This window comes from Prauserella halophila, from assembly GCF_024171895.1.
GTDB lineage: Bacteria > Actinomycetota > Actinomycetes > Mycobacteriales > Pseudonocardiaceae > Prauserella > Prauserella halophila.
The window spans coordinates 1,035,354-1,056,997 of sequence record NZ_JAMTCQ010000009.1; the positions used below are offsets into that span (position 1 = coordinate 1,035,354).

At 69.6% G+C, this 21,644-nt stretch carries 25 protein-coding genes; 17 read left to right on the forward strand and 8 right to left on the reverse strand.

The annotated features are described in order from the left end of the window. Positions 1–189: 189 nt before the first annotated feature. A complete protein-coding gene (gene nucS / locus LY41_RS11000; protein ID WP_253863771.1) occupies positions 190–849 on the forward strand; it encodes an endonuclease NucS in 660 nt (219 codons plus the stop codon). 136 nt (positions 850–985) lie between these two features. Here the strand turns inward: nucS and LY41_RS11005 are convergent, their stop codons facing one another. The 3 genes from LY41_RS11005 to LY41_RS11015 all read right to left on the reverse strand — a co-directional run bounded on the left by LY41_RS11005 (position 986) and on the right by LY41_RS11015 (position 2,590). Continuing rightward, the gene (locus tag LY41_RS11005) at positions 986–1,273 is read right to left on the reverse strand and encodes a hypothetical protein (RefSeq protein WP_253862806.1); all 288 of its coding nucleotides are present in this window, start codon (positions 1,271–1,273) and stop codon (positions 986–988) included. Between the two features lie 80 nt (positions 1,274–1,353). Then, entirely contained in the window at positions 1,354–2,361 is a 1,008-nt protein-coding gene (locus LY41_RS11010) for a helix-turn-helix domain-containing protein (RefSeq protein WP_253863772.1), read from the reverse strand. Between the two features lie 52 nt (positions 2,362–2,413). Then, the gene (locus tag LY41_RS11015) at positions 2,414–2,590 is read right to left on the reverse strand and encodes a hypothetical protein (protein ID WP_253863773.1); all 177 of its coding nucleotides are present in this window, start codon (positions 2,588–2,590) and stop codon (positions 2,414–2,416) included. 180 nt (positions 2,591–2,770) lie between these two features. On the opposite strand from LY41_RS11015, the gene LY41_RS11020 reads away from it, so the two are divergent. From LY41_RS11020 to LY41_RS11045, 6 genes are all read left to right on the forward strand, one after another. Beyond that, positions 2,771–4,468, forward strand: coding sequence for a sodium:solute symporter family protein (locus tag LY41_RS11020; RefSeq protein WP_253863774.1), 1,698 nt, complete (start codon positions 2,771–2,773; stop codon positions 4,466–4,468). Between the two features lie 9 nt (positions 4,469–4,477). After that, positions 4,478–4,759 carry a hypothetical protein gene (locus LY41_RS11025; protein WP_253863775.1) on the forward strand — a complete coding sequence of 94 codons (282 nt, stop codon included), beginning with the start codon at positions 4,478–4,480 and terminating at the stop codon, positions 4,757–4,759. A gap of 139 nt (positions 4,760–4,898) precedes the next feature. Further along, a complete protein-coding gene (gene dhaK / locus LY41_RS11030) occupies positions 4,899–5,900 on the forward strand; it encodes a dihydroxyacetone kinase subunit DhaK (protein WP_253863776.1) in 1,002 nt (333 codons plus the stop codon). Then, positions 5,900–6,529: a dihydroxyacetone kinase subunit DhaL gene (gene dhaL, locus LY41_RS11035; protein ID WP_253863777.1), complete on the forward strand. Its 630-nt coding sequence runs from the start codon at positions 5,900–5,902 to the stop codon at positions 6,527–6,529. The genes dhaK and dhaL overlap by 1 nt, the downstream gene beginning before the upstream one ends. Continuing rightward, positions 6,526–7,242, forward strand: a complete 717-nt coding sequence (gene dhaM / locus LY41_RS11040; protein WP_253863778.1) for a dihydroxyacetone kinase phosphoryl donor subunit DhaM — start codon at positions 6,526–6,528, stop codon at positions 7,240–7,242. The genes dhaL and dhaM overlap by 4 nt, the downstream gene beginning before the upstream one ends. A 98-nt stretch (positions 7,243–7,340) precedes the next feature. Next, positions 7,341–8,459, forward strand: a complete 1,119-nt coding sequence (locus LY41_RS11045) for an alkaline phosphatase family protein (protein ID WP_253863779.1) — start codon at positions 7,341–7,343, stop codon at positions 8,457–8,459. A 106-nt stretch (positions 8,460–8,565) separates the two neighbouring features. Here the strand turns inward: LY41_RS11045 and soxR are convergent, their stop codons facing one another. After that, a complete protein-coding gene (gene soxR / locus LY41_RS11050; protein ID WP_253863780.1) occupies positions 8,566–9,033 on the reverse strand; it encodes a redox-sensitive transcriptional activator SoxR in 468 nt (155 codons plus the stop codon). 143 nt (positions 9,034–9,176) lie between these two features. On the opposite strand from soxR, the gene LY41_RS11055 reads away from it, so the two are divergent. The 3 genes from LY41_RS11055 to lpdA all read left to right on the forward strand — a co-directional run bounded on the left by LY41_RS11055 (position 9,177) and on the right by lpdA (position 12,110). Further along, a complete protein-coding gene (locus LY41_RS11055) occupies positions 9,177–10,145 on the forward strand; it encodes a threonine ammonia-lyase (RefSeq protein ID WP_253863781.1) in 969 nt (322 codons plus the stop codon). A 50-nt stretch (positions 10,146–10,195) separates the two neighbouring features. Continuing rightward, positions 10,196–10,600, forward strand: a complete 405-nt coding sequence (locus tag LY41_RS11060) for a nitroreductase family deazaflavin-dependent oxidoreductase (RefSeq protein WP_253864085.1) — start codon at positions 10,196–10,198, stop codon at positions 10,598–10,600. Between the two features lie 109 nt (positions 10,601–10,709). Further along, complete coding sequence (gene lpdA, locus LY41_RS11065) at positions 10,710–12,110, forward strand: dihydrolipoyl dehydrogenase (RefSeq protein ID WP_253863782.1); 1,401 nt, start codon at positions 10,710–10,712, stop codon at positions 12,108–12,110. A 173-nt stretch (positions 12,111–12,283) separates the two neighbouring features. Here lpdA and LY41_RS11070 read toward each other — a convergent pair whose 3' ends face one another. Next, positions 12,284–12,721: a pyridoxamine 5'-phosphate oxidase family protein gene (locus LY41_RS11070; protein ID WP_253863783.1), complete on the reverse strand. Its 438-nt coding sequence runs from the start codon at positions 12,719–12,721 to the stop codon at positions 12,284–12,286. A gap of 82 nt (positions 12,722–12,803) precedes the next feature. Between LY41_RS11070 and LY41_RS11075 the strand changes: the two genes are divergently transcribed. The 3 genes from LY41_RS11075 (at position 12,804) to LY41_RS24065 (ending at position 16,901) form a co-directional block, all read left to right on the forward strand. Then, a complete protein-coding gene (locus LY41_RS11075; RefSeq protein WP_253863784.1) occupies positions 12,804–13,727 on the forward strand; it encodes an AraC family transcriptional regulator in 924 nt (307 codons plus the stop codon). Between the two features lie 241 nt (positions 13,728–13,968). After that, positions 13,969–16,554 (forward strand): ATP-dependent Clp protease ATP-binding subunit, encoded by a 2,586-nt coding sequence (locus LY41_RS11080; RefSeq protein WP_253863785.1) that lies wholly within the window; start codon positions 13,969–13,971, stop codon positions 16,552–16,554. Between the two features lie 110 nt (positions 16,555–16,664). Further along, positions 16,665–16,901 carry a hypothetical protein gene (locus LY41_RS24065; RefSeq protein ID WP_372493228.1) on the forward strand — a complete coding sequence of 79 codons (237 nt, stop codon included), beginning with the start codon at positions 16,665–16,667 and terminating at the stop codon, positions 16,899–16,901. Here the strand turns inward: LY41_RS24065 and LY41_RS11090 are convergent. Continuing rightward, the gene (locus LY41_RS11090; RefSeq protein ID WP_253863786.1) at positions 16,858–17,682 is read right to left on the reverse strand and encodes an alpha/beta fold hydrolase; all 825 of its coding nucleotides are present in this window, start codon (positions 17,680–17,682) and stop codon (positions 16,858–16,860) included. The genes LY41_RS24065 and LY41_RS11090 overlap by 44 nt on opposite strands. Positions 17,683–17,761: 79 nt before the next feature. Here LY41_RS11090 and LY41_RS11095 point away from each other — a divergent pair, with 79 nt between their 5' ends. Both LY41_RS11095 and LY41_RS11100 read left to right on the forward strand, forming a co-directional pair. After that, positions 17,762–19,087 carry an aminotransferase-like domain-containing protein gene (locus LY41_RS11095; RefSeq protein WP_253863787.1) on the forward strand — a complete coding sequence of 442 codons (1,326 nt, stop codon included), beginning with the start codon at positions 17,762–17,764 and terminating at the stop codon, positions 19,085–19,087. Between the two features lie 228 nt (positions 19,088–19,315). Beyond that, positions 19,316–19,714, forward strand: a complete 399-nt coding sequence (locus LY41_RS11100) for a hypothetical protein (RefSeq protein ID WP_253863788.1) — start codon at positions 19,316–19,318, stop codon at positions 19,712–19,714. Here the strand turns inward: LY41_RS11100 and LY41_RS11105 are convergent. Both LY41_RS11105 and LY41_RS11110 read right to left on the reverse strand, forming a co-directional pair. Further along, positions 19,704–20,099: a Rho termination factor N-terminal domain-containing protein gene (locus LY41_RS11105; protein WP_253863789.1), complete on the reverse strand. Its 396-nt coding sequence runs from the start codon at positions 20,097–20,099 to the stop codon at positions 19,704–19,706. The genes LY41_RS11100 and LY41_RS11105 overlap by 11 nt on opposite strands. A gap of 159 nt (positions 20,100–20,258) precedes the next feature. Continuing rightward, entirely contained in the window at positions 20,259–20,702 is a 444-nt protein-coding gene (locus tag LY41_RS11110) for an Hsp20/alpha crystallin family protein (protein ID WP_253863790.1), read from the reverse strand. A gap of 263 nt (positions 20,703–20,965) precedes the next feature. Here LY41_RS11110 and LY41_RS11115 point away from each other — a divergent pair, with 263 nt between their 5' ends. Continuing rightward, positions 20,966–21,247 carry a metal-sensitive transcriptional regulator gene (locus LY41_RS11115; protein WP_253863791.1) on the forward strand — a complete coding sequence of 94 codons (282 nt, stop codon included), beginning with the start codon at positions 20,966–20,968 and terminating at the stop codon, positions 21,245–21,247. A 40-nt stretch (positions 21,248–21,287) separates the two neighbouring features. After that, positions 21,288–21,494, forward strand: coding sequence for a heavy-metal-associated domain-containing protein (locus LY41_RS11120; RefSeq protein ID WP_253863792.1), 207 nt, complete (start codon positions 21,288–21,290; stop codon positions 21,492–21,494). Positions 21,495–21,644 lie beyond the last annotated feature (150 nt).

Here is a 21,644-nt window from a genome sequence, read left to right on the forward strand (position 1 = left end):
GTGTTTCGCTCGCGACGCCTGCTGCGACAGGCGGTGGCCAGCGCCGGCACCCGCAAGACACTAACGGGGGAACCGGCTTTGCGCGTCGCGACTGACCGAACGGATCTCGGACGGATGAGCGGACCGATATCGGACCGTCACATGCGGGGCCTGCATCGGCGGCTGCGGCGCGTGTCCTAATCTCTCGCCGTGCGTTTGGTCATTGCCCGGTGCCAGGTCGACTATGCCGGCCGTCTCACCGCCCACCTGCCCATGGCCACCCGGCTGCTGTTGGTCAAGTCGGACGGTTCGGTGTCGGTGCACTCCGACGACCGGGCCTACAAGCCGCTGAACTGGATGAGTCCACCGTGCTGGCTCATCGAGGACGGCAACCTGTGGATCGTCGAGAACAAGGCCGGCGAGAAGCTGGTCGTCACGATCGACCACATCGTCGAGGAGGTCACCCACGACCTGGGCGCGGAGCCGGGCCTGCAGAAGGACGGTGTCGAGGCGCATCTGCAGGAACTGCTGGCCGAACACATCACCACGCTCGGCGACGGCTACTCGCTCGTGCGGCGCGAGTACCCGACCGCGATCGGACCGGTCGACATCCTCGCGCGCGACGCTGGCGGGGTGTCCGTCGCGGTGGAGATCAAGCGGCGCGGTGAGATCGACGGGGTGGAGCAGCTGACGCGTTACCTCGAACTGCTCAATCGCGACCCGTTGCTGGCTCCCGTGCAGGGAGTGTTCGCCGCACAGCAGATCCGGCCCCAGGCGCGGACGCTCGCCGAGGACCGCGGCATCCGCTGCGTCACGCTGGACTACGACGCCCTGCGCGGCATCGAACCGGACGAGTTCCGCCTCTTCTGAGGATCATCGGTGGTCAGCGCGGCGCTATCGCCTCCCGGGGCACTCTGGGGGCACATCGCCGCGTCGATCGCGGCGCGCGTGCGAGCCTCACTGGACGGCATCAGGTGCGCGTAGGTCTTGTGCGTACACGGGCGCCTCACTCGTCGACGCCGATCCACTCGTGCCAGCAGGCGTGGCAGTCGAACAGGGCCGGCGGCACGCGGCGGTGCCGGCGAGGCACGACGATCTGGCGGCCGCACAGCATCTCGGCCACGGTGTCGGCGGCCGGTTCGTCGACGGTGCCGCCGATGTGGCGCACACCCTCGGCCACCGGGCGCCAGCCGGGCACCGTGTCGAGGTCGGGCGCCTCGGGGTCGGCCTCGATCGGCCACCCGTCCGGGCCGATCGTGACCATATGGCCGCTGGGGAATTGCACGTGCCGCATGGCCAGACCATCGACCGCTGGTGACCTGCGACAACAGGGGTTACGCTATGCGCATCGGATATGCGCATAGCGCGCATGGGTCATGCGGTGGCGCGTTGCGCGGCCTCGAGGTCGCGCCGGTAGGCGTCGGCCCAGTCGGCGTGTAGCTGGTCGGGTGGCAGCTCGGCGAGCCCGGCCTCGAGTAGCTCGACGGCCTGCCGTGGGCGCACCGGTGCGATCGCCCGGCCGCCCTCGAGGTTCCAGAACCCGTCCTCGCGGTAGTAGTGCCACGGCGGGGCGGACCCGTCGGCCATCTGCCGGGTGGCCAGCTGGGACAGCGCGTGCGCCTCGTCGACGAGCCGCTCGACCTCGGACACGTCGCCGAGCAGTGCGTGCCCACGCGCTTCCTGTAGCGCGTCGTAGGCGGTCTGGCCGGCGTGGATGCCGGTGTAGCGGCGGGCGGTGTGGGTGAGCCCGATGGTCGGCCCGACCTGGCCCTTCAACCATGCGACGTGGCCCTTGAATGACCAGACGGTCGCGGCGAGGTCGTCGTCGCCGGCCTCGAGCGCCCATTCCAGCGATCGGGAGAACCACTGGTCGGCCTCGTCGTAGCGCTCGAGCGCGGTGTAGAGCCACCCGTGATGTTGTGCCCACTGGCCGGCGAGGTCGATCACTCGGGTGCGGATCGGCCCGCGGGACTCGCTGGCCAGCTCGGTCAGCAGGTTGACGTGGCCCCGTTCGGGCAGCAGCACCGCGGCGGCGCCGACACAGTCTTCGAGGTGACGCGTGCTGGCGAGTAGTTTGGCGAGCGCGTCGAGGGTGCGGTCGTCGACGGTGCGCGGGCGCCGCACGGCGTGGTCGATGCGCTGTGAGTCGATGCCGTCGCCGTGCAGCAGCGACGGCGCCTGTGCCCGGGTGAGCGCGCCCGGGGCGCCGAGCACGGTTTCGAGTCGCTCGACGAGCACCCGGTCCTCGACGGCCTGGCGGTCACCTTCCCAGCGGGAGAGGTTCGATTGGTGGATCGGGACCATGCGGGCGAGCTGCGCTTGAGATAGGCCAGCCTCGCCGCGCAGGCGGCGTAGGCACTGGCCGAACGTCTCGGCGGTCATGTCTACCTCTCACGTCTGCGGAGCGAGCTCACCTGCGAAATGTCCCCGGTGATCAGCCGGCGGCCTCGACCTCCGCAGATGAGGTACGCGGCCAAGATAGCGCGATCACTGGCCCCGGCGGGAACGGTCGGCCGTCGCCGACCCAGCCGACGAACTCGCCGTCGAGGGTGACGCGGTAGGCCACGGTGCCGCCGGCGTGCATCTCATCGGCGGCATCCACCGCATCCACGGCATCCAGAGCATTGACGGCTCCGACGTGTGTCGAGTGTCGTCACGGTCGGTCAGCGGACATGTGCGTTACGTAATTCGACGTGTGGCATTCAAGTGGTGATCTGCGTGCGGTAATGTTCGCGCGCAGCTTGATCTGTGATCATTCCTGTTGACTACTGTTGATTCCGGAGGTGGGCCGATGACCGTCCTAGCCCAGGATCTACGGCTCGACGCGAACGCGATCGACTACGCGTTGCTCGCGTTCTACTTCGCCCTGGTGCTCGGTATCGGATACCTGGCGCGGAAACAGGTGTCGTCGAGTCTGGACTTCTTCCTTTCCGGCCGATCGCTTCCCGCGTGGGTGACCGGCCTGGCGTTCGTCGCGGCGAACCTGGGCGCGATCGAGGTCATGGGCATGTCGGCGAACGGCGCCCAGTACGGCCTGCCGACCGTGCACTACTTCTGGGTCGGCGCGATCCCGGCGATGCTGTTCCTGGCCATCGTGATGATGCCGTTCTATTACGGCTCGAAGGTGCGCAGTGTCCCGGAGTTCATGCTCCGGCGCTTCGGCAAGCCGGCCCACCTCGTCAACGGTGTCAGCTTCGCGACGGCGCAGATCCTCATCGCCGGTGCGAACCTGTTCCTGCTGGCCAGCGTCGTGAACCTGTTGCTGGGCTGGCCGCTCTGGGTGTCGATCCTGCTCGCGGCGGTCATCGTGCTGGCCTACACCGCACTCGGCGGACTGTCGGCGGCGATCTACAACGAGGTGCTGCAGTTCTTCGTCATCGTCGCGGCCCTGCTGCCGCTGACGCTGGTCGGCCTGCACGAGGTCGGTGGCTGGGAAGGTCTCGTCGACAAGGTCGCGAGTGGTCCCGGCGGCGAGGAGCAGCTCAGCTCCTGGCCGGGTAACCAGCTCACCGGCTTCGGCGACAACTTCCTGTCGGTGCTCGGCCTCGTGTTCGGTCTCGGCTTCGTGCTCTCGTTCGGCTACTGGACGACGAACTTCGTCGAGGTGCAGCGCGCGATGGCCTCGAAGAGCATGTCGGCCGCTCAGCGCACCCCGATCATCGGTGCGTTCCCGAAGATGCTCATCCCGTTCATCGTGATCATCCCGGGCATGATCGCCGGCGTCAGCGTCACCGAACTCTCCGGTGAGAACAAGGCGGCCCTGATGGCGGGCGAGGCCGCGCCCAGTGGCGCGACATTCAACGACGCGCTGCTGCTGTTGATGCGCGATCTGCTGCCGAACGGCATGCTCGGCATCGCGATCGCCGGCCTGCTGGCCTCGTTCATGGCCGGTATGGCGGCGAACCTGAGCGCGTTCAACACCGTCTTCACGTACGACATCTGGCAGGCCTACATCAAGAAGGACAAGCCGGATCAGTACTACCTGCGGGCAGGCCGGGTGGTGACGGCGTGCGCCACGATCCTCGCGATCGGCACGGCGTTCATCGCCTCCACCTACAGCAACCTGATGGACTACCTGCAGCAGCTGTTCTCGTTCTTCAACGCACCGCTGTTCGCGACGTTCATCCTCGGTATGTTCTGGAAGCGGATGACGGCCACCGCCGGTTGGACGGGCCTCGTCTCCGGTACCGGTGCTGCGGTCGGTGTCTTCCTGCTCGCCGAGACCGGGGTGTGGGACCTGCCCGGTCAGGGTGCCTCGTTCATCGGTGCCGGTGCGGCGTTCGTGGTGGACATCGCGGTCAGTGTTGTGGTCACCATGGCGACCAGGCCGAAGCCGGAGGCGCAGCTCGTGGGCCTGGTCTACTCGCTGACACCGAAGGAGAAGCTGAAGCGCTCGACGGTGGGCGAGGACGCGGGCTGGTACCGCAACCCGGGCCTGCTGGCGGGCATCGTCCTGGCCCTCACGATCGTCCTGAACATCTTCTTCTAGGAGGCGGCAATGGGCAGCGACACGCGCAAGCGCACCGCCGGTGCGTTCGACGTCCGACTGGTCATCGCACTGCTCACCGGCGTGTACGGAGCGGTGATCACCGTACTCGGGATCGGGTTCGTCTCCGACGAGGATCTGGCCAAGGCCGGCGGCATGAACATCAACCTGATCGCGGGCATCGGCATGCTCGTGTTCACCGGGTTGTTCCTGCTGTGGGTGAAGGTCCGTCCGCTCACGGTGCCGGACCCCGAGGACGAGGAGAGCGACTCCTCCTCGCCGGAGCAGGGCTGAACCAACGGTCCGACGACGCAGGCCGGGCGTTGCCGCGTGACTCTCGCGTGGCGCCCGGACTGCTTCTGTCGTTAGCGTTGCCTCCAGCACGCGCCGCGTTCGCGGGCGAAGTCGAAGGCGACACGGAAAGTGGGACGTCGTGAAGAAGATCATCAACGATCCGGCGACGGTGGTCGCCGAGTCGCTCCGAGGATTGGCAGCCGCGCACGCGGACCTGGTGCGCGTGGCCTACGACCCGGATCACGTGGTGCGTGTGGACGCACCGGTCGCCGGCAAGGTGGCCGTGATCTCGGGCGGCGGTTCCGGCCACGAGCCGCTGCACACCGGGTTCGTCGGCGCGGGCATGCTCGACGCGGCCGTTCCCGGCCCGGTGTTCACCTCACCGACGCCGGACGCGGCACAGGCCGCGATCTCGGCGACCACCGGAGACGCCGGTGCGCTGCTGGTGGTGAAGAACTACACCGGCGACGTGCTGAACTTCGAAACAGCGGCCGAACTGGCGGCAGCCGAGGGGCTGGACGTCCGCAGCGTGGTGATCGACGACGACGTCGCGGTGGCGGATTCGACGTTCACCGCCGGCAGGCGCGGCGTCGGCGGCACCGTGCCGCTGGAGAAGATCGTCGGCGCGGCGGCTGCGCGCGGGGACGGGCTCGACGCCGTCGAGGCGCTCGCTCGGCGCGTGGTCGGCCAGGTGCGATCCATCGGCGTGGCGCTCTCGCCGCCGACCGTGCCGCATGCCGGTGAACCGAGTTTCGACCTCGGTGCCGACGAGATCGAGTTCGGCATCGGCATCCACGGCGAACCGGGCCGTGAGCGGATCGCGGCCGAGCCCGCGGACGCGCTGGTCGAGCGCATGGTCACGGCCGTGGTCGACGACCTGCCGTTCGGCGAGGGTGACGAGGTACTGCTGCTGACCAACTCGATGGGCGCCACCCCGCCGATGGAGACGTATCTGGCCCACGGGATCGCCGAGCGGCTGTTGGCCGATCGCGGTATCCGGGTCACCCGCCGGCTCGTCGGGCCGTACGTGACCAGCCTGGAGATGCAGGGGCTCAGCCTGACGCTGTTGCGGCTGGACGACGAACTGACCGAGCTGTGGGACGCGCCGGTGCACACGCCGTCGCTGCGGTGGGGGGTCTGATGGGCTGCGATGCGGAACGCGTGGCCGCGGTGCTGCGCGCGGGCGGTGCGAGCGTCGCCGAGCACAAGGCCGAACTGATCGAGCTGGATCGTGCCATCGGCGATGCCGACCACGGGGAGAACCTCGACCGCGGCTTCGCGGCGGTGCTGTCGTCGCTGGACGCGGGCGTTCCCGAGACGCCCGGTGCGGTCCTGAAGACGGCTGCCACGACGCTGATCTCGAAGGTCGGCGGAGCGGCGGGGCCGCTGTACGGCACGGCGTTCCTGCGTGCGGCCACGAAGCTCGGTGATGCGTCCGAACTGGACGCGGCCGCGATCGCGACGGGCCTGCGTGCCGCGCTGGACGGCGTGGTCGCCCGCGGTAAGGCCGAGGTCGGAGACGCCACGATGGTCGATGCGCTCGCGCCCGCCGTCGAGGCCGCGGAACGCAGCCACGCCGACGGCGGGGACGTGGCAGCGGTGCTCAGCGCCGCCGCCGACGCCGCAAAGGAGGGCGCCGACTCGACCGTGCCGCTGACGGCCCGCAAGGGGCGCGCGTCGTACCTGGGCGAACGCAGCGTGGGCCACGCCGATCCGGGGGCGACGTCGACGGCGTTGCTGCTGCGGTCCTTCGCGGAGGCTGCGCGATGAGCGGGGAGCGGGTCGCACTGGTGGTCGTGTCGCACAGTGGCGGCCTCGCCGACGGGGTCGCCGAGGTGGCCGCACAGATGGCGCCCGACGTCACGGTGCGACCGGCCGGAGGGCTGTCGGACGGCGGGATCGGCACCGATTTCGAGGCCGTGCTCGCGGCGGTGACCGAGGCCGACACGGGGTCGGGCGTGGTCGTGCTCTACGACCTGGGAAGCGCGCAGATGACGGCGGAAATGGCGGTGGAATCGCTGCCGGAGCCGGAGGCTGCCGTGGTCGTCGACGCCCCGCTCGTCGAGGGCGCGATCGCCGCGGCCGTCTCGGCACAGGGCGGTGGCGACCGGGCCGCGGTGGCCGATGCGGCGCGCGCAGCGGCAGGCCGGTCCGAGGTCACCGACACCGCCGAGTCGGCCGATGGCGCCGATTCCGAAGACGCTGCAGCGGCGGAATCCGGGGCGAAGGCCGAGATCACGCTCGCCAACGAGGTCGGACTGCACGCGCGGCCCGCAGCGTTGCTGGCCCGGTGTGTCGCCGACGTGGATGCGGACGTACGGATCACGCTCGGTGACACCGAAGCCGATGCGAGGAGCGTGTTCTCGCTGATGTCGCTGACCGCGCGCAAGGGCGACACCGTCGTCGTGACCGCGACCGGGACTCAGGCCGAGGACGCGATCGCACGCATCACCGCCTTGGCCGAACGCAACTTCGACGAGTAGGTCGCCGTCACGGTGCACCGGCTTCCGGACGCCGCGGCCGAGTGCGGCCGGTGAAATCGGCTGGCGCCGGGGCCGGTGCGACGGCGATGGTGGTCGGTATGGATCATTCGCAGCTGTCCGAGGTCGTGCCGACGATGCTCGCCGCATCGGGAGTACCGGGCTTCGAGCATTCCGTACCCGAGCTGCCGGAAGCGCCGCGGGCGTGTGTCCTGCTCATCGACGGCCTCGGCTGGGAGCTGCTGCACGAGCACGCCGATTGCGCTCCGGTGTTGCACGAACTGTGCAGGCGGCCGTTGCGGGTCGGATATCCGGCGACGACGGCGGCGGGGCTTGCCGCCATCGGCACGGGTGCAGCGTCGGGGGTGCACGGCATGGCGGGCTACAGCTTCGAGGTGCCGGGCACGGGTGTGGTGAACGCATTGCGGTGGTGCCGGCATCCCGGCGGGGCGGATCTGTCGGAGGAGCTGCGCGCGGAGGACGTGCAGCCGCTGGCGACGACGTTCGAGCGTGCGGCTGCGGCCGGGGTGGCGACCAGCGTGGTGTCGGCGGCCCGGTTCGACGGTTCGCCGTTGACGCGGGCGGTGTTGCGTGGCGGCCGGTACGTCGGCGTGCACGCGCTCGGCGATCTGGCGATGCGGGTGACGGAGGCGCTGCGGCCGGAGCGCGCGTTCGTCTACGGCTATCACAGCGAACTCGACATGCTCGGACATCTGTACGGCCCGGGATCGGTGGCGTGGCGGATGCAGTTGCGCCAGGTCGACCGGCTCGTGGAGTCCGTCGTGGAGGGACTGCCACCGGGCGCGGTGCTGGCCGTGGTTGCCGACCACGGCATGGTGCGGATCGGGGAGACCGTCGATGTCGACGCGACGCCGGCGTTGCGGGAGGGCATGCGCGCACTGGGTGGCGAGGTGCGCGCCCGGCACGTCTACGCCGAGCCGGGCGCGGCCGACGACCTACTGGCGGCCTGGCGGGAGATCCTCGGTGAACGTGCCTGGGTCGTTTCGCGGGAGCAGGCCGTCGCGTACGGCTGGTTCGGACCACACGTCGGTGACCGCGTGCGCCCGCGGATCGGCGACGTCGTCGCGGCGGCCCGCGATCGGTACGGCATCGTGAGCGCGACGGCCGAGCCCGCCGAGACGTCGTTGACGGGACATCACGGCTCGTTCACCGCCGCGGAGCAGCTCGTACCCCTCGCGGTGGCCGACACGGTGGGGTGAGCAGGACGCGGACGCCGAGTCCGACGGACCGAATGCAGAACTCGACCGGCCGAATGCAGAACTCGACCGGCCGAGTGCAGGACACGCGGAGCGTCGAGGTCTGCGCCTATTCGATTCCGCCTTCGCTGGCGGGTTTCAACAGTGGTGCCCCGGGGCCGAACTGGGAGAACCGGTCGTCGACGTTGTGGAGTCCGCAGGTCTTCAGCGACAGGCAGCCGCATCCGACACAGCCGGTGAGCTGGTCGCGGAGGCGCTGCAGCGCGTCGATGCGGGCGTCGAGCTCGTCGCGCCAGTCCCGTGACAGGCGCGCCCAGTCGGCCTTCGTCGGCGCGTGGTCGTGGGGCAGGGTGTCGAGGGCGGAGCCGATCTCGTCGAGGCTGAGCCCGACGCGTTGCGCGGCGCGGATGAAGGCGATTCGGCGCAGGACCGACCGCGGGTAGCGCCGCTGGTTGCCGCTGGACCGTTCCGAGGTGATCAGCCCGCGGTCCTCGTAGAACCGTAATGCGGTGTGCGGCACGCCGCTGCGCTGAGCGACCTGCCCGATCGTGAGATGCTCGGCGAGCTTGGTGGTCACCTCGCCACGGTAACCGAACCGCGCGTCGACTTCCACCTAACTCGAAGTCGACCTGATTCGAAGTCGACCTGATTCTAAGTCGGAGTGCCGCGGCGGCCTGCCCTGAATACGGCATCGGCACCGGGTGCGGGCAGACTGCGGGTATGCAGCTCGTGTCACTCGACGACATCCGTACCGCCGCCGACCGGGTGCGCGGCGAGGTTCTGCGTACGCCGCTGCTGTCGGCACCGTGGGCCGACGCCGACCGTCCGCTGTGGTTGAAGCCCGAGAACCTGCAGCCGATCGGTGCGTTCAAACTCCGTGGTGCGTCGAACGCGCTGGCGGCGCTCGACGACCGGACGAGGAGGCAGGGTGTCGCCAAGGGACAGGGCGTCGTGGCGTATTCGAGCGGTAATCATGCGCAGGCGGTGGCGCGCGCGGCGCAGCGTTTCGGCGTTCCCGCCCACATCGTGATGCCCGAGGGCACTCCGCAGGTGAAGATCGACGGCACGCGGTTGTACGGCGCCGAGGTCGTGCTGGTGCCGCTCGCCGAACGGGAGTCGACGGCGTTCCGGCTGGTCGACGAGCTCGGTGCGGCGCTCGTGCCGCCGTTCGATCACCCTGACATCATCGCCGGTCAGGGCACCGCCGGGCTCGAGATCGCCGACGATTTCCCGGACGTGGAGCTCGTGCTCGTTCCGGTCAGCGGTGGAGGGCTCGCGTCGGGCGTCGGAACGGCCGTGAAGGCGCTGTGCCCGAATGCTGCCGTGTACGGGGTCGAACCGGAGCTGGCTGCGGACGCCGCCGACAGCTTGCGTGCCGGGCACGTGGTCGAGTGGCCCGTGGCGGACCGCGCCAGGACGGTGGCGGACGGACTGCGTGCACAGCCGACCGAGCTGACGTTCGCACACCTGCGCGCTGTCCTCGACGGCATCGTCACCGTCACCGATGACGAGATCTGCGAGGCCATGCGGGTGCTCGCCACCCGGAACCGGTTGATCGCCGAGCCGTCCGGCGCGGTACCTCTCGCCGCCTATCTCCACCGGTCGGGTGAGTTGCCGCGGGGCCGCACGGTCGTGGTCGTCTCCGGGGGCAACGTCGACCGCGCGATGCTCGCCGACGTCCTAGGATGACGATCAGCAGACCCAGCAGGTGTATGGCGAAGGGGCCGACGATGAGCGACGTGCTGTTCGGCGACGAACACGTTCGGAAGTACGAGGAGACCGACGGCGAGGTCGGCCACGTGTGGCAGGACGGGGTGCCGACTTTGGTTCTCACCACCACCGGGCGGAAGACCGGCGAGCCGCGTAAGTCAGCGCTGATCTACCAGTCGCACGGTGGTTCCTACGTCGTCGTGGCGTCCAAGGGCGGTGCGCCCGACGATCCCGGCTGGTACAAGAACCTCGTGGCCGATCCGAACGTGAAGATCCAGGTGGGCGCGGCGAAGTTCGACGCCGTGGCCCGCACCGCGAACGCCGAGGAGAAGGCCGAGTTGTGGCCGCTGATGGCTGCGGTGTGGCCTTCCTACGACGATTACCGGGCCAAGACCAACCGCGACATCCCCGTCGTGCTGCTCGATCCGGCCTGATCTGCATGAACGCTCTGCCGGGTCGGTGAAAGGCCCGGCAGAGCGACCCAGGTCACGCCCGTGGCCGGGGTGAGGGCCGCTTGGTGTGGTGCGGGGCATAATCGCCGCCATGAGCGAACACTTCGACGTTGTGGTCCTGGGTGCCGGCCCCGGCGGATACACCGCCGCGGTCCGGGCTGCCCAGCTCGGGTACGACACCGCCATCATCGAGGAGCGCTACTGGGGCGGTGTGTGCCTGAACGTGGGCTGCATCCCGTCGAAGGCGCTGCTGCGGAACGCGGAGCTGGCCCATCTGTTCACCTCCGAGGCCAAGACCTTCGGAATCCAGACGACCGGTGAGATCACCTTCGACTACGGCGCGGCCTACCAGCGCAGCCGCAAGGTGGCCGACGGTCGCGTCAAGGGCATTCACTACCTGATGAAGAAGAATGCCATCACGCAGCTGAACGGCCGCGGTTCGTTCACCGGCCCGAACGCGATCGACGTGCGGCGCAGCGACGGCGAGACCGACACGGTCACGTTCGACCACTGCATCATCGCCTCGGGCGCCAGCCCGAAACTGCTGCCCGGTACACAGCGCAGCCAGAACGTGGTCACCTACGAGGAACAGATCCTCACCGAGGAGCTGCCGGACAGCATCGTCGTCGCCGGTGCCGGTGCGATCGGCGTCGAGTTCGCCTACGTGCTGCACAACTACGGTGTGAAGGTCACCGTCGTGGAGTTCGCCGACCGCATGGTGCCGGCCGAGGACGACGAGGTGTCGGCCGAACTCGCGCGCCGCTACCGCAAGCTCGGCGTCGAGGTGCTGACGTCGACGAAGGTCGAGTCGATCGAGGACAACGGCACCGGCGTGCGCGTCACCGTGTCGTCCGGCGGTCAGCAGCAGGTCCTCGAGGCCGACAAGGTGCTGCAGGCCATGGGCTTCGCGCCGAACGTCGAGGGCTTCGGGCTCGAGAACACGGGCGTACAGCTGACCGACCGCGGTGCGATCGACGTCGACGGCCGGGGTCGCACCAATGTGCCGAACATCTTCGCGATCGGCGACGTGACGGCGAAGCTGATGCTCGCCCACGCCGCCGAGTCGATGGCCATGATCGCCGCGGAGACCATCGCCGATGCCGAGACGATGGAGCTCGACTTCCGCATGATCCCGCGGGCGACGTACTGCCAGCCGCAGATCGCCTCGTTCGGGCTCACCGAGGAGGAGGCGCGCGACGCGGGTCACGACGTGCAGGTGCAGAAGTTCCCGTTCACGGCCAACGGCAAGGCGCACGGGCTGGCCGACCCGGTCGGGTTCGTCAAGGTGATCGCCGACTCCGCCCACGGCGAGTTCCTCGGTGCCCACCTGATCGGCCCCGAGGTCACCGAGCTGCTGCCCGAACTGACGCTCGCCCAGCAGTGGGACCTGACGGTCCACGAGGTCGCCCGCAACGTGCACGCCCACCCGACACTCGGCGAGGCCATCAAGGAGGCGGTTCACGGTCTCGCGGGCCACATGATCAACATGTAACCGCGTGTTGCGCATTCCGGACGCCGTGTTGCGTTCTCCAGGGCCTGTGTTGCGCATTCCGGGGACTGTGTTGCGCCCACCCGTCACCCGGCTGTCGCCCGTCACCGACACGCTGGCGCGCGACCGTGCCGGCGGGCCGCACCGCGGGCTCCGGTCAGCGCCTTTCAGCCGCGTCAGCCCGTCGCACGGTGGACGGATTCGGGCCGGATGACGATGCGCGCCCACTCCTCCGACCGCATGGTGGCCAGGTCGGCGGCGTGCCCGGGGTCGTCGAGGTCCCAGTAGCGAGCCGCGAGACGGTCCAACAGTGCGTGCGCACCCTCGGACTCGATCGTGACGCGACCGCTGACCGATACCCACTGCTCCGGTTCGCCCACCGGTGCGGCGACGACGATCGAGGCGCGCGGGTCCCGGCGTAACCGCCGTACCTTGGGCGCGTCCGGATAGGTGAACAGCTGGATCGTGCCTGCCTCGGTGACCTCGAACCACACGGGGCGCGGCTGTGGCGGCAGCGGTCCCGCCGCCACGGACAGGAAGCCGTGCAGCGGGCGGCGGAGGAAGGCCAGGTCGGGGGCGGTCAACGGCGTCGACATCGCGGTCTCGGTTGTCATACCTACGAGTCAACTCGATTCGCTCGGACGATCCCATGGCCAGGACACCGGAATGCCTGTGTATTCGTCTACACTCGGCATGGTGGACGTGTTCGCCGACCTGATCCGCGGCGTGCGGGCACACGGGTCGCTGTTCGGTAGCTCGATGCTGACGCCGCCGTGGTCGTTGCATTTCGCCGACGGTGCACCGTTGACGCTGTGCACCGTGCTCGGCGGAGCGGGCTGGATCGTGCCGGAACACGGTGTCCCGGTACCGCTGCGTGACCGGGACACCGTCGTCGTCCGCGGACCGGAGCCGTTCAGCTTCGTCGACGAGGTCGGCACGCGTGCCGACCCGGTCGCGTGCGGGCAACATTGCGCGGTCCCCGGCCAGGGTGGCACGCGGCATCGCCGTGGTTGGCACGACACCGGTGATGCCGACGTAGCGCTGATCGTCGGGGCCTATCCCGCCCGTGGCGAGATCAACGGCCGGCTGCTCGAGGCACTGCCCGGCGTGTTGCGGGTGGACGGTGGCGGGACGGGTGACGGCGTGCTGGACCATCTCGCCGAGGAGGTCGCGATCGACCGGCCGGGCCAACAGGTCGTCCTCGATCGGCTCCTGGACTGGATGTTGGTCTGCACGTTGCGCGAGTGGTTCGACCGGCCGGACGGGAGACCGCCGGCGTGGTGGGCGGCGCAGCACGATCCGGTCGTGGGCGTCGCGCTACGACGGATGCACGCCGACCCCGCGGCGCCGTGGACGGTCGCCACGCTCGCCGGTGGTGCCGGTGTGGCCCGTGCGACCCTCGCCAAACGATTCGCCGAGCTGATGGGCGAACCGCCGCTGACGTATCTCACGCGCTGGCGGATGACGCTCGCCGCGGAGCTGTTGGTCGAGCGGGCCTCGGCGACGATCGCCGACATCGCCCGCACCGTGGGTTATTCCGATCCGTTCGGGTTCAGCGCCGCATTCAAACGCGTCCGGGGTGTCAATCCCAGTGAGTTCCGCAGGCAAGCGACCGGTTAGTCCGGGACGGTGTTGCAGGTCCGGGGACGGGGTGTCAACGAGCGCGGCCGCCGAGCTGGTGAGCCCGTCCTCTGCGCGAATGCCCGGTGCAGAACACACGTGTCCGAGTGCAGGACACGCGGTTCTGAGTGCAGGACACGCGCGGCCGGAGTTCGCGGCTCGGCAGGGCTGGTTGACACCTCGGCTCAGTGGGTAGCCACGTGTGCGGCAGATCCCGCCATCGGTAGGGAGGAGACCGTCCATGTCCGGCTTCTTCGGCGAACCCGGCCCCAGTCCGTTCGACCAGCTGCTCGCCCAGTTCTTCGGCGGTTCGAGCCGCGGTGCGATGCCGGGGCGCCAGGCCCCGCTGGGCATCACGCGGTTGATGAGCGAGCAGGCCCTGGCGCTGTTGTCGGCGTCGGTGCAGCAGGTCGGCAGGCAGGGCAGCGCCGAACTCGACTCGCTGCATCTGCTCTGGGGCGCGACGCAGGTGCCGGGCAGTCGCGAGCTGATCCAGCGCGCGGGCGGCGACCCGGACGCGCTCGCCACACAGATCGGCGAGCATGCCGAGCGCGGCTCCGCCGGCGGCCCGTCGTCGGCCCCGGTCCTCACCCCGGCGGCCAAACGCATCCTGATGGACGCCCACCAGATCTCCCGGCAGCTGCGTTCGAGCTACATCGGCCCGGAGCACATCCTGCTCGCGCTCGTGGCGCACCAGGACTCCCCGGCGGGACGGATGCTCGGCGACTCGGGCGTGACGCCGGAGACGATCCGCCGCGCGCTGGCCGGCCCGGAACCCGGCGGCGCCTCCACGGCGTCGCAGCCGGGACAGGCCACGGGCCGTGGCGGGGGCTCGGGGACGTCACGTGGCGGCGGCGGGACGGGCAACACCCCGACGTTGGAGCAGTACGGCCGCGACCTCACCGCGCTGGCTTCGGGTGGTGAGCTCGACCCGGTGGTCGGCAGGGACTCGGAGATCGAGCAGACCATCGAGGTGCTGTCACGCCGGACGAAGAACAACCCGGTGCTGATCGGTGAAGCGGGCGTGGGCAAAACGGCGATCGTGGAGGGCCTCGCGCAGCGCATCGCCGATCGGCAGGTGCCGGACATCCTCGGCGACCGCAGGGTGATCCAGCTCGACCTCACGGCGATGGTCGCGGGCACGCGATACCGCGGCGATTTCGAGGAGCGGATGACGGCCCTGCTGGACGAGATCCGCGAACACCGCGACGAGCTCGTCGTGTTCATCGACGAGCTGCACATGGTCGTGGGCGCGGGGTCGTCGGAGGGTTCGATGGGTGCGGGCAACATGCTCAAACCGGCGCTCGCCCGCGGTGAGCTGCACATCGTCGGCGCGACGACGCTCGACGAGTACCGCACCAACATCGAGACCGACCCGGCGTTCGAACGTCGGTTCCAGCCGATCCTCGTGCCGGAGCCGACGGTGGAGGACGCGCTGACGATCCTGCACGGGCTGCGCGACCAGTACGAGGCGCATCACCAGGTGCGGTTCACCGACGAGGCCCTGAACGCCGCGGTCACCATGTCCGACCGCTACATCACCGACCGGCATCTGCCCGACAAGGCGATCGATCTGATCGACCAGGCGGGCGCGCGGGTGCGCATGCGGTCGGCGCAGCGGCCGGAAGGCCTCACGGAGCTGCAGGACCGCCTCGACCAGCTGTCCCGTGACCGCGACCAGGCCGTGAGCGAGGAACACTACGAACGGGCCTCGGCACTGCGGGACGAGATCAACGAACTGCGGGAACGGATCGAACAGGCTCGCAACCAGGACCGGCCGGCCGGGGAGGCAGAGGTCGGTCGGACCGACATCGCGGAGGTCGTGTCGCGGCTCACCGGCATCCCCGTCGCACAGTTGACGCAGGAGGAACGCGAACGGCTGCTCAAGCTGGAGGAACACCTCCACCGACGGGTCGTCGGTCAGGACGAGGCGGTCGAGGCGATCGCGGAGGCCGTGCGCCGCACCCGGGCGGGCCTCGCCGAACCCGATCGGCCGTCCGGCAGCTTCCTGTTCCTCGGCCCGACCGGGGTCGGCAAGACCGAATTGGCCCGAGCACTCGCCGCGGCGTTGTTCGGTGGCGACGACCGCATGATCCGGCTGGACATGTCCGAGTACGGCGAACGGCACACCGTCTCCCGCCTGATCGGTGCCCCACCGGGCTACGTCGGCTACGAGGAGGCGGGCCAGCTGACCGAGGCCGTTCGGCGGACGCCGTACTCGGTGGTGCTGCTCGACGAGATCGAGAAGGCGCACCCGGAGGTGTTCAACATCCTGCTGCAGGTCCTCGACGACGGCAGGCTCACCGACGGCCGCGGCCGGACCGTGAACTTCACCAACACGGTGCTGATCATGACCAGCAACATCGGGTCGGAACTCGTGCTGAGCGGTACGCAGGGTGCGCTCGGCTTCGCCGCTTCCAGCGGCGACGACGGCGACGAGCCGCTGCGCGACCGGCTGATGCGCAGGTTGCGGGACAACTTCCGGCCGGAGTTCCTCAACCGCATCGACGAGATCATCGTGTTCCGCAAGCTCACCTCCGAGCAGCTGGAACAGGTGACGTCGCTGCTGTTGGAGGAGACGCGGCGCAAGGCACGCGCGCAGGACGTCGAGGTGGACGTCAGCGAGGACGCGGTGCGCTGGCTCGCCGAAGCGGGATATCAACCCGAGTACGGCGCCCGCCCGCTGCGGCGCACGATCCAGCGCGAGGTCGACAACGTCCTGTCGCGGATGCTGCTCGGCGGGGAGATCGCCGAGGGGGCCACGGTGCGCATCGACGTCGGAGGCAAGGGGCTGACGTTCGACGTCGTCGAGCCCGCGCGGGTGTGAAGCGCATGACTGGGTGACCGGGTGGCCGGATCGGAGACGTGTCCTTCGCCGGCGAGCACGTTCGCACCTTCGAGGAGGCGCGCAGCCGGTTGCTGGCCGTCGCCTATCGCATGCTCGGCACGGTCGCCGACGCCGAGGACGCCGTGCAGGACACGTTCGTCCGCTGGTCCGCGGCGGTGATCAGGAGGCGTTGCGCAGCTTGTTCGTCGACGACGCCGTCGCGCTGGCCACGGCGCGGGGTGCGTCGTGGTTCTCCGTACACCCCGCGCCGTACGCCCTTGGCGCACCGTTGCGGCGTGACGTTCAGCCGTCGCACGTCTCGACGAAGTGCTGCAGGGTGTCGTTGAAGGCGACTTCGTGCTCCAGGTTCGGCAGATGTGCCGTGCCGTCGACGACGGCGAGCCGGCCCCGGGGCAGGGCGGCCGCCGTGTCCCGGGCGATCGGCACCGGGGTGAGGGTGTCGTGCTCGCCCACGACGACGAGCGCGGGCACGGTGATCTCGGCGAGCTCGGGCCGGTAGTCGGGCCGCATCGCCCGGCCACGGAGTGCGGCGGCGGCGCCGTCGAGCGGCGTGGCGGTCATCATGCGGCGGACGTGCCGGGCGGTGGCGGGGAGTGCCCGGATGCTGTCGGGTGCCAGCATCCGCGGCAGCATGTCTCCGGCGTACCGTCGCATGCCCTCGGACAGCAGGCGGTCGGCCGTGGCACGGCGGGCTCGGACTCCGGCGGCGTTCTCGGGATGTGGGGACGACGCCGCGAGTAGCATTCCCCGGACCCGATAATGCTCCGATCTGTATCGGAGTAATCGGTGGGTTGCGAGGGCGATCTGTCCGCCCATCGACAGTCCGCCGAGGACGAAGTGCTCGACGTCGAGCTCGTCGAGCAGTGCGAGGATGTCGCCGGCGAACACCGCGAGCGGGGTGCACGTGTCCCTACTCGGGGTGTCGCCGTATCCGCGCAGGTCCGGCACGATGACGCGCCGTCCTGCGGCGGCCAGTCGTTCCCGTTGCGGCCACCACATCGACCGGTCGAAGGGGTGGCCGTGGAGCAGTACGACGGTGCGGCCGTGTCCCGCGTCGTCGTAGGCCACTCGTGCGCCTGCTGTCGTCGTAGTTCCCGTCGCCGTCATGGTTGTGACGCTAGAAGGGCATGCTGATCGGTGCAATCAAAACATTGACCTCGGTGCAATATTCTGCGACGGTGCGGGCATGGTCGGTTCCCGTGACGAGGACTATCGGGCCATCGCCGATGCGGTCGCCGCGGAGATCGCATCGGGCCGGCTCCGGGTGGGGGAGCAGTTACCGCCGCAGCGTCGGTTCGCGCGCCGTCGCGGCATCGCCGGCTCGACGGCCTCCCGCGTGTATGCGGAGCTGACCCGGCGGGGCCTCGTCGTCGGCGAGGTGGGCCGGGGCACGTTCGTCCGGGCCGCGACGCCACCCGTCGATCCTTCCGGCGGGGAGCCGGCACGGGCACGGGTCGACCTCGAACTGAACTTCCCGTCGTTGCCGGGGCAGTCGGAACTGCTGACCCGCGGCCTGTCGGGTGTCCTCCGCCCCGATGCGTTCGCTGCGGCCTCGGCGCCCGTCCCCGTGGGCGGCAGTGCCGAGGCGCGCACGGCCGCCGCGGGCCTGCTCGGGGACCTCGACCCGGACGGCGTGCTGTTCACCGGTAACGGACGGCAGGCGATCGCCGCCGCGGTCGCGGCCCTCGTGCCCCCGGGCGGACGGCTCGGGGTGGAGGCGCTGACCTACCCGGTGGTGCGCGGGATCGCCGCCGGCCGCGGTGTCACCCTCGTGCCGCTCGATCTCGACGAGGACGGACTTCGTCCCGACGCGCTCGAGCAGGCGGCGGTCGACGCCGTGTACGTCCAGCCCGCGTTGCAGAATCCGCTCGGGCCGACGATGCCGGAGGAACGGAAGAAGGCATTCGCCGCGGTGGTCCGGGACCGCGGCGTTCCGGTGATCGAGGACCGGGTGAACGCCTTTCTCTGTGACGATCCGCGGTTGGCCGACCACATTCCGGAATGCACGGTCGTCGTCGACAGCCTGTCGAAGCGGATCGCGCCCGGGTTGACCCTCGGCTTCGTCGTCGCGCCCGCGGAACGCCGGGACGACGTCGCGCGGGCACTGCGCTGCGGCGGATGGGCGGCGACCGGATTCGCGCTGGACGCGGCTACCCGGTGGATCGCCGACGGCACGGTCGGCGAGCTCGTCGCGGGGAAACGTGCCGATGCGGCTCGGCGGCAGGAACTGATGCGGACCCGGCTGGACGGGTTCGCGGTACGTGCCGATCCGCGTTCCTATCATTGCTGGTGGGAGCTTCCCGAACCGTGGCGGGCGGACACCTTCGTCGCCGCAGCGGCACGTCACGGCATTGCGGTCAGCCCGGCGGCGTCGTTCACGATCGACGAGGGGCATGCCCCGTCCGCGGTTCGGCTGGCGCTGGCCGCTCCGCCCGAATCCGTGCTCACCGACGCACTCGACGCGCTCGCACGCCTCGCACGCGGCGGCCCGGACGACACGGACCCGAACTGATCGAAAAATCGATCGGACGGGCCGGTTTCAGCAGAATTCGATCTTCATTCGCCGTGAGTGGTGCCGGAACCCGCCGAAGTGCGCCGGTCCGTGGCGAAACTTGAGCTTCGCCACATCGCGGCCTGAAATCTGCTACCCGGGGTTAACGTGAAACAAGACCGGATTTCCCGGAGAATGCATCCGGCCCCGAGTTCGCTTTTTGTTCCGCCATCCGTAGAGGGAACCGCCATGACCGCATCCGGCAATGCCGACCAGACGAACGTGGGCGCCCCGGCCGACCCCGGCACACTGGCTGCCCGTGCTGAAGACGCGACGCGCAGTCTGCAGCAGTGGGCCGCCCGCCGCGGCACGGCTCCGCGCGCCGATCACGAGGCGGAACTGCACGAAGTGCTGGGTTCGCTGCGGCAGCTCGCCGAGAACCTCGCCCGGTTCCTCCCCGAAGCGGGTACGCGGCTCGAGCAGCAGCTGTGGTCCGGCAACGTCGGTGACGACGCGGCCTACGGCGAAGCGACCCAGTCGACGTTCGAAGCGGCAGCCGCGTTGGCCCGCGCGCAGCGCATGGCCGCTCAGCTGGGGCGGGAGCTCCACGCCGCGGAACTGGCGAGCCGTTCACTCGTCACCCAGTGACTCCTCCGGTCAGGCGCCGCTCGGCGGTCTGAACGGGAACGTCGCCGGCCCGCTCGCCGGTGCGCCCTTCGCCGGTTCCCCTTCCGGCGGTGCGCTGTTTTCCGCTGCCCTGGTTGCCTGAGCCCTGGTTGCCTGAGCCCCGGTTGTCGGTGCGTGGCCCCTCGGCCCGGAGAACGGCGTCCGTTTCGCGTTGTTGCCTGACCGCTTCGATCAGTTCCGCTTTGCTCATGTGGGCGGTCGAGAAGATACCGACTGCTCGTGCCGACTCAGCGAGTTCGGCCATGTTCATATCGTCATTGTCCTGCTGTCCCGGGATGTGCACCATGTTCGGCAGATACCCGGCGGCGTGGTTTCCAAACCGAACCGAATTCGCATGAAAGTCCATTCAGGACACAAATCCCGCCTTTTGACGTGAGGTGGGACACAATTGCGGGTTCGCGGTCGGGCGAATTCGTGGCCCCGGGTGTCACCGCGGTGCGGCAGGAATGTAGGCGCGGCAGGGCCGGCGCCCGGGTGCGGGTGCCGGCCCTGCCGCGATGTCGTTCTACTTGACGTCGATCCGGCGCGCCGTGTCCTCGGGGAGCTTCGGCACGTGCACGCTCAGCACGCCGTCGGCGAGTTCGGCACCCACCTGCTCGGTGTCGACACCCTCGGGCAGGGTGGCCGCGTACCGGAACTGGCCGGTGCGGCGCGTGCGGCGACGGAAGTGGCCCTCACGCTCGGTGACCTCGCCGCTCACGGTCAGCTTTCCGTCGGCCAGGTCGACCGCGATGTCCTCGCGCTTGACGCCCGGCACCTCGATCTCGACGACGTACTCCTCGTCGGTCTCGCGAACGTCCGCGGCCGGCGACCAGGTCTGCGGGGTTCCGTCCGCCCCGCTTGTCAGTAGCCGTTGCAGTTCGGCGACGTCGTGCAGCGGGCTGCGGACCGGACTCCAGGTGTGCAGCGGACGCGGGGTGCGGGTGGTGCGCAGAACCGGGAATGCCATGTCGCTGATCCCTTCTCGGGCTCGAGGCCCGCGGCTCGGGCCTGTCACTCGGTTCAACGGAGTTGCGGCAGGCTTTGTTCCCAAACTTGAGCTTTGATTGCTCAAGTTCTTGGCTCGCATGTTCGTCACTTCTGCTGTGTCTGTGCCTCCGCTACGCCCTCACTTCCGCTGCGTCCTCACCTCCACTACGCCCTCGCCGCCGCTGTGTCCTTATAGGGGTAGGGGGTATACGATGGCGGCGTCGGAAGCGAAGGAGAGGCGTCATGCGGGGTTACAGCGGAGACAAGGATGCCTACCTCAAGCGGCTGCGCCGGATCGAGGGGCAGATCCGCGGATTGCAGCGGATGGTCGAGGACGACGAGTACTGCATCGACATCCTCACGCAGGTGTCGGCCGCGACGAAGGCGCTGCAGTCACTGTCTCTGGGTCTGCTGGACGAGCATCTGAAGCATTGCGTCGCCGAGGCCGTCGCCGAAGGCGGCGAGGCGGCCGACGAGAAGGTCCGGGAGGCCAGCGAGGCGATAGCGCGCCTCGTGCGGTCGTGACCGGGAAACGCCAGGCGATTTCACAGGGAAGGTGACAACGATGTTCGAGAAGACCTACACCGTGACCGGGATGACCTGCCAGCACTGCGTGGCGTCGGTGACCGAGGAGGTCGGCGAGCTCGACGGCGTGCAGTCCGTGAACGTCGACCTCGACACCGGAGCGGTGACCGTGACCAGCGAGGCGGAGCTGGCCGAGGACAACGTGCGCTCGGCCGTCGAAGAAGCCGGGTACACGCTGACCGCATGAGGTCGCGAACCCGTGTATCGAGTCGCGCACCCGTGAGCGACGAGCTGTGAAGGAGGCGGCGATGACGGCCGGACCGCGGACACCGGAGGGTGCCGAGGCCGCCGGGCAGGATCCGGTGGCTGAGCACGAGGTCGAGTTGGCGATCAGTGG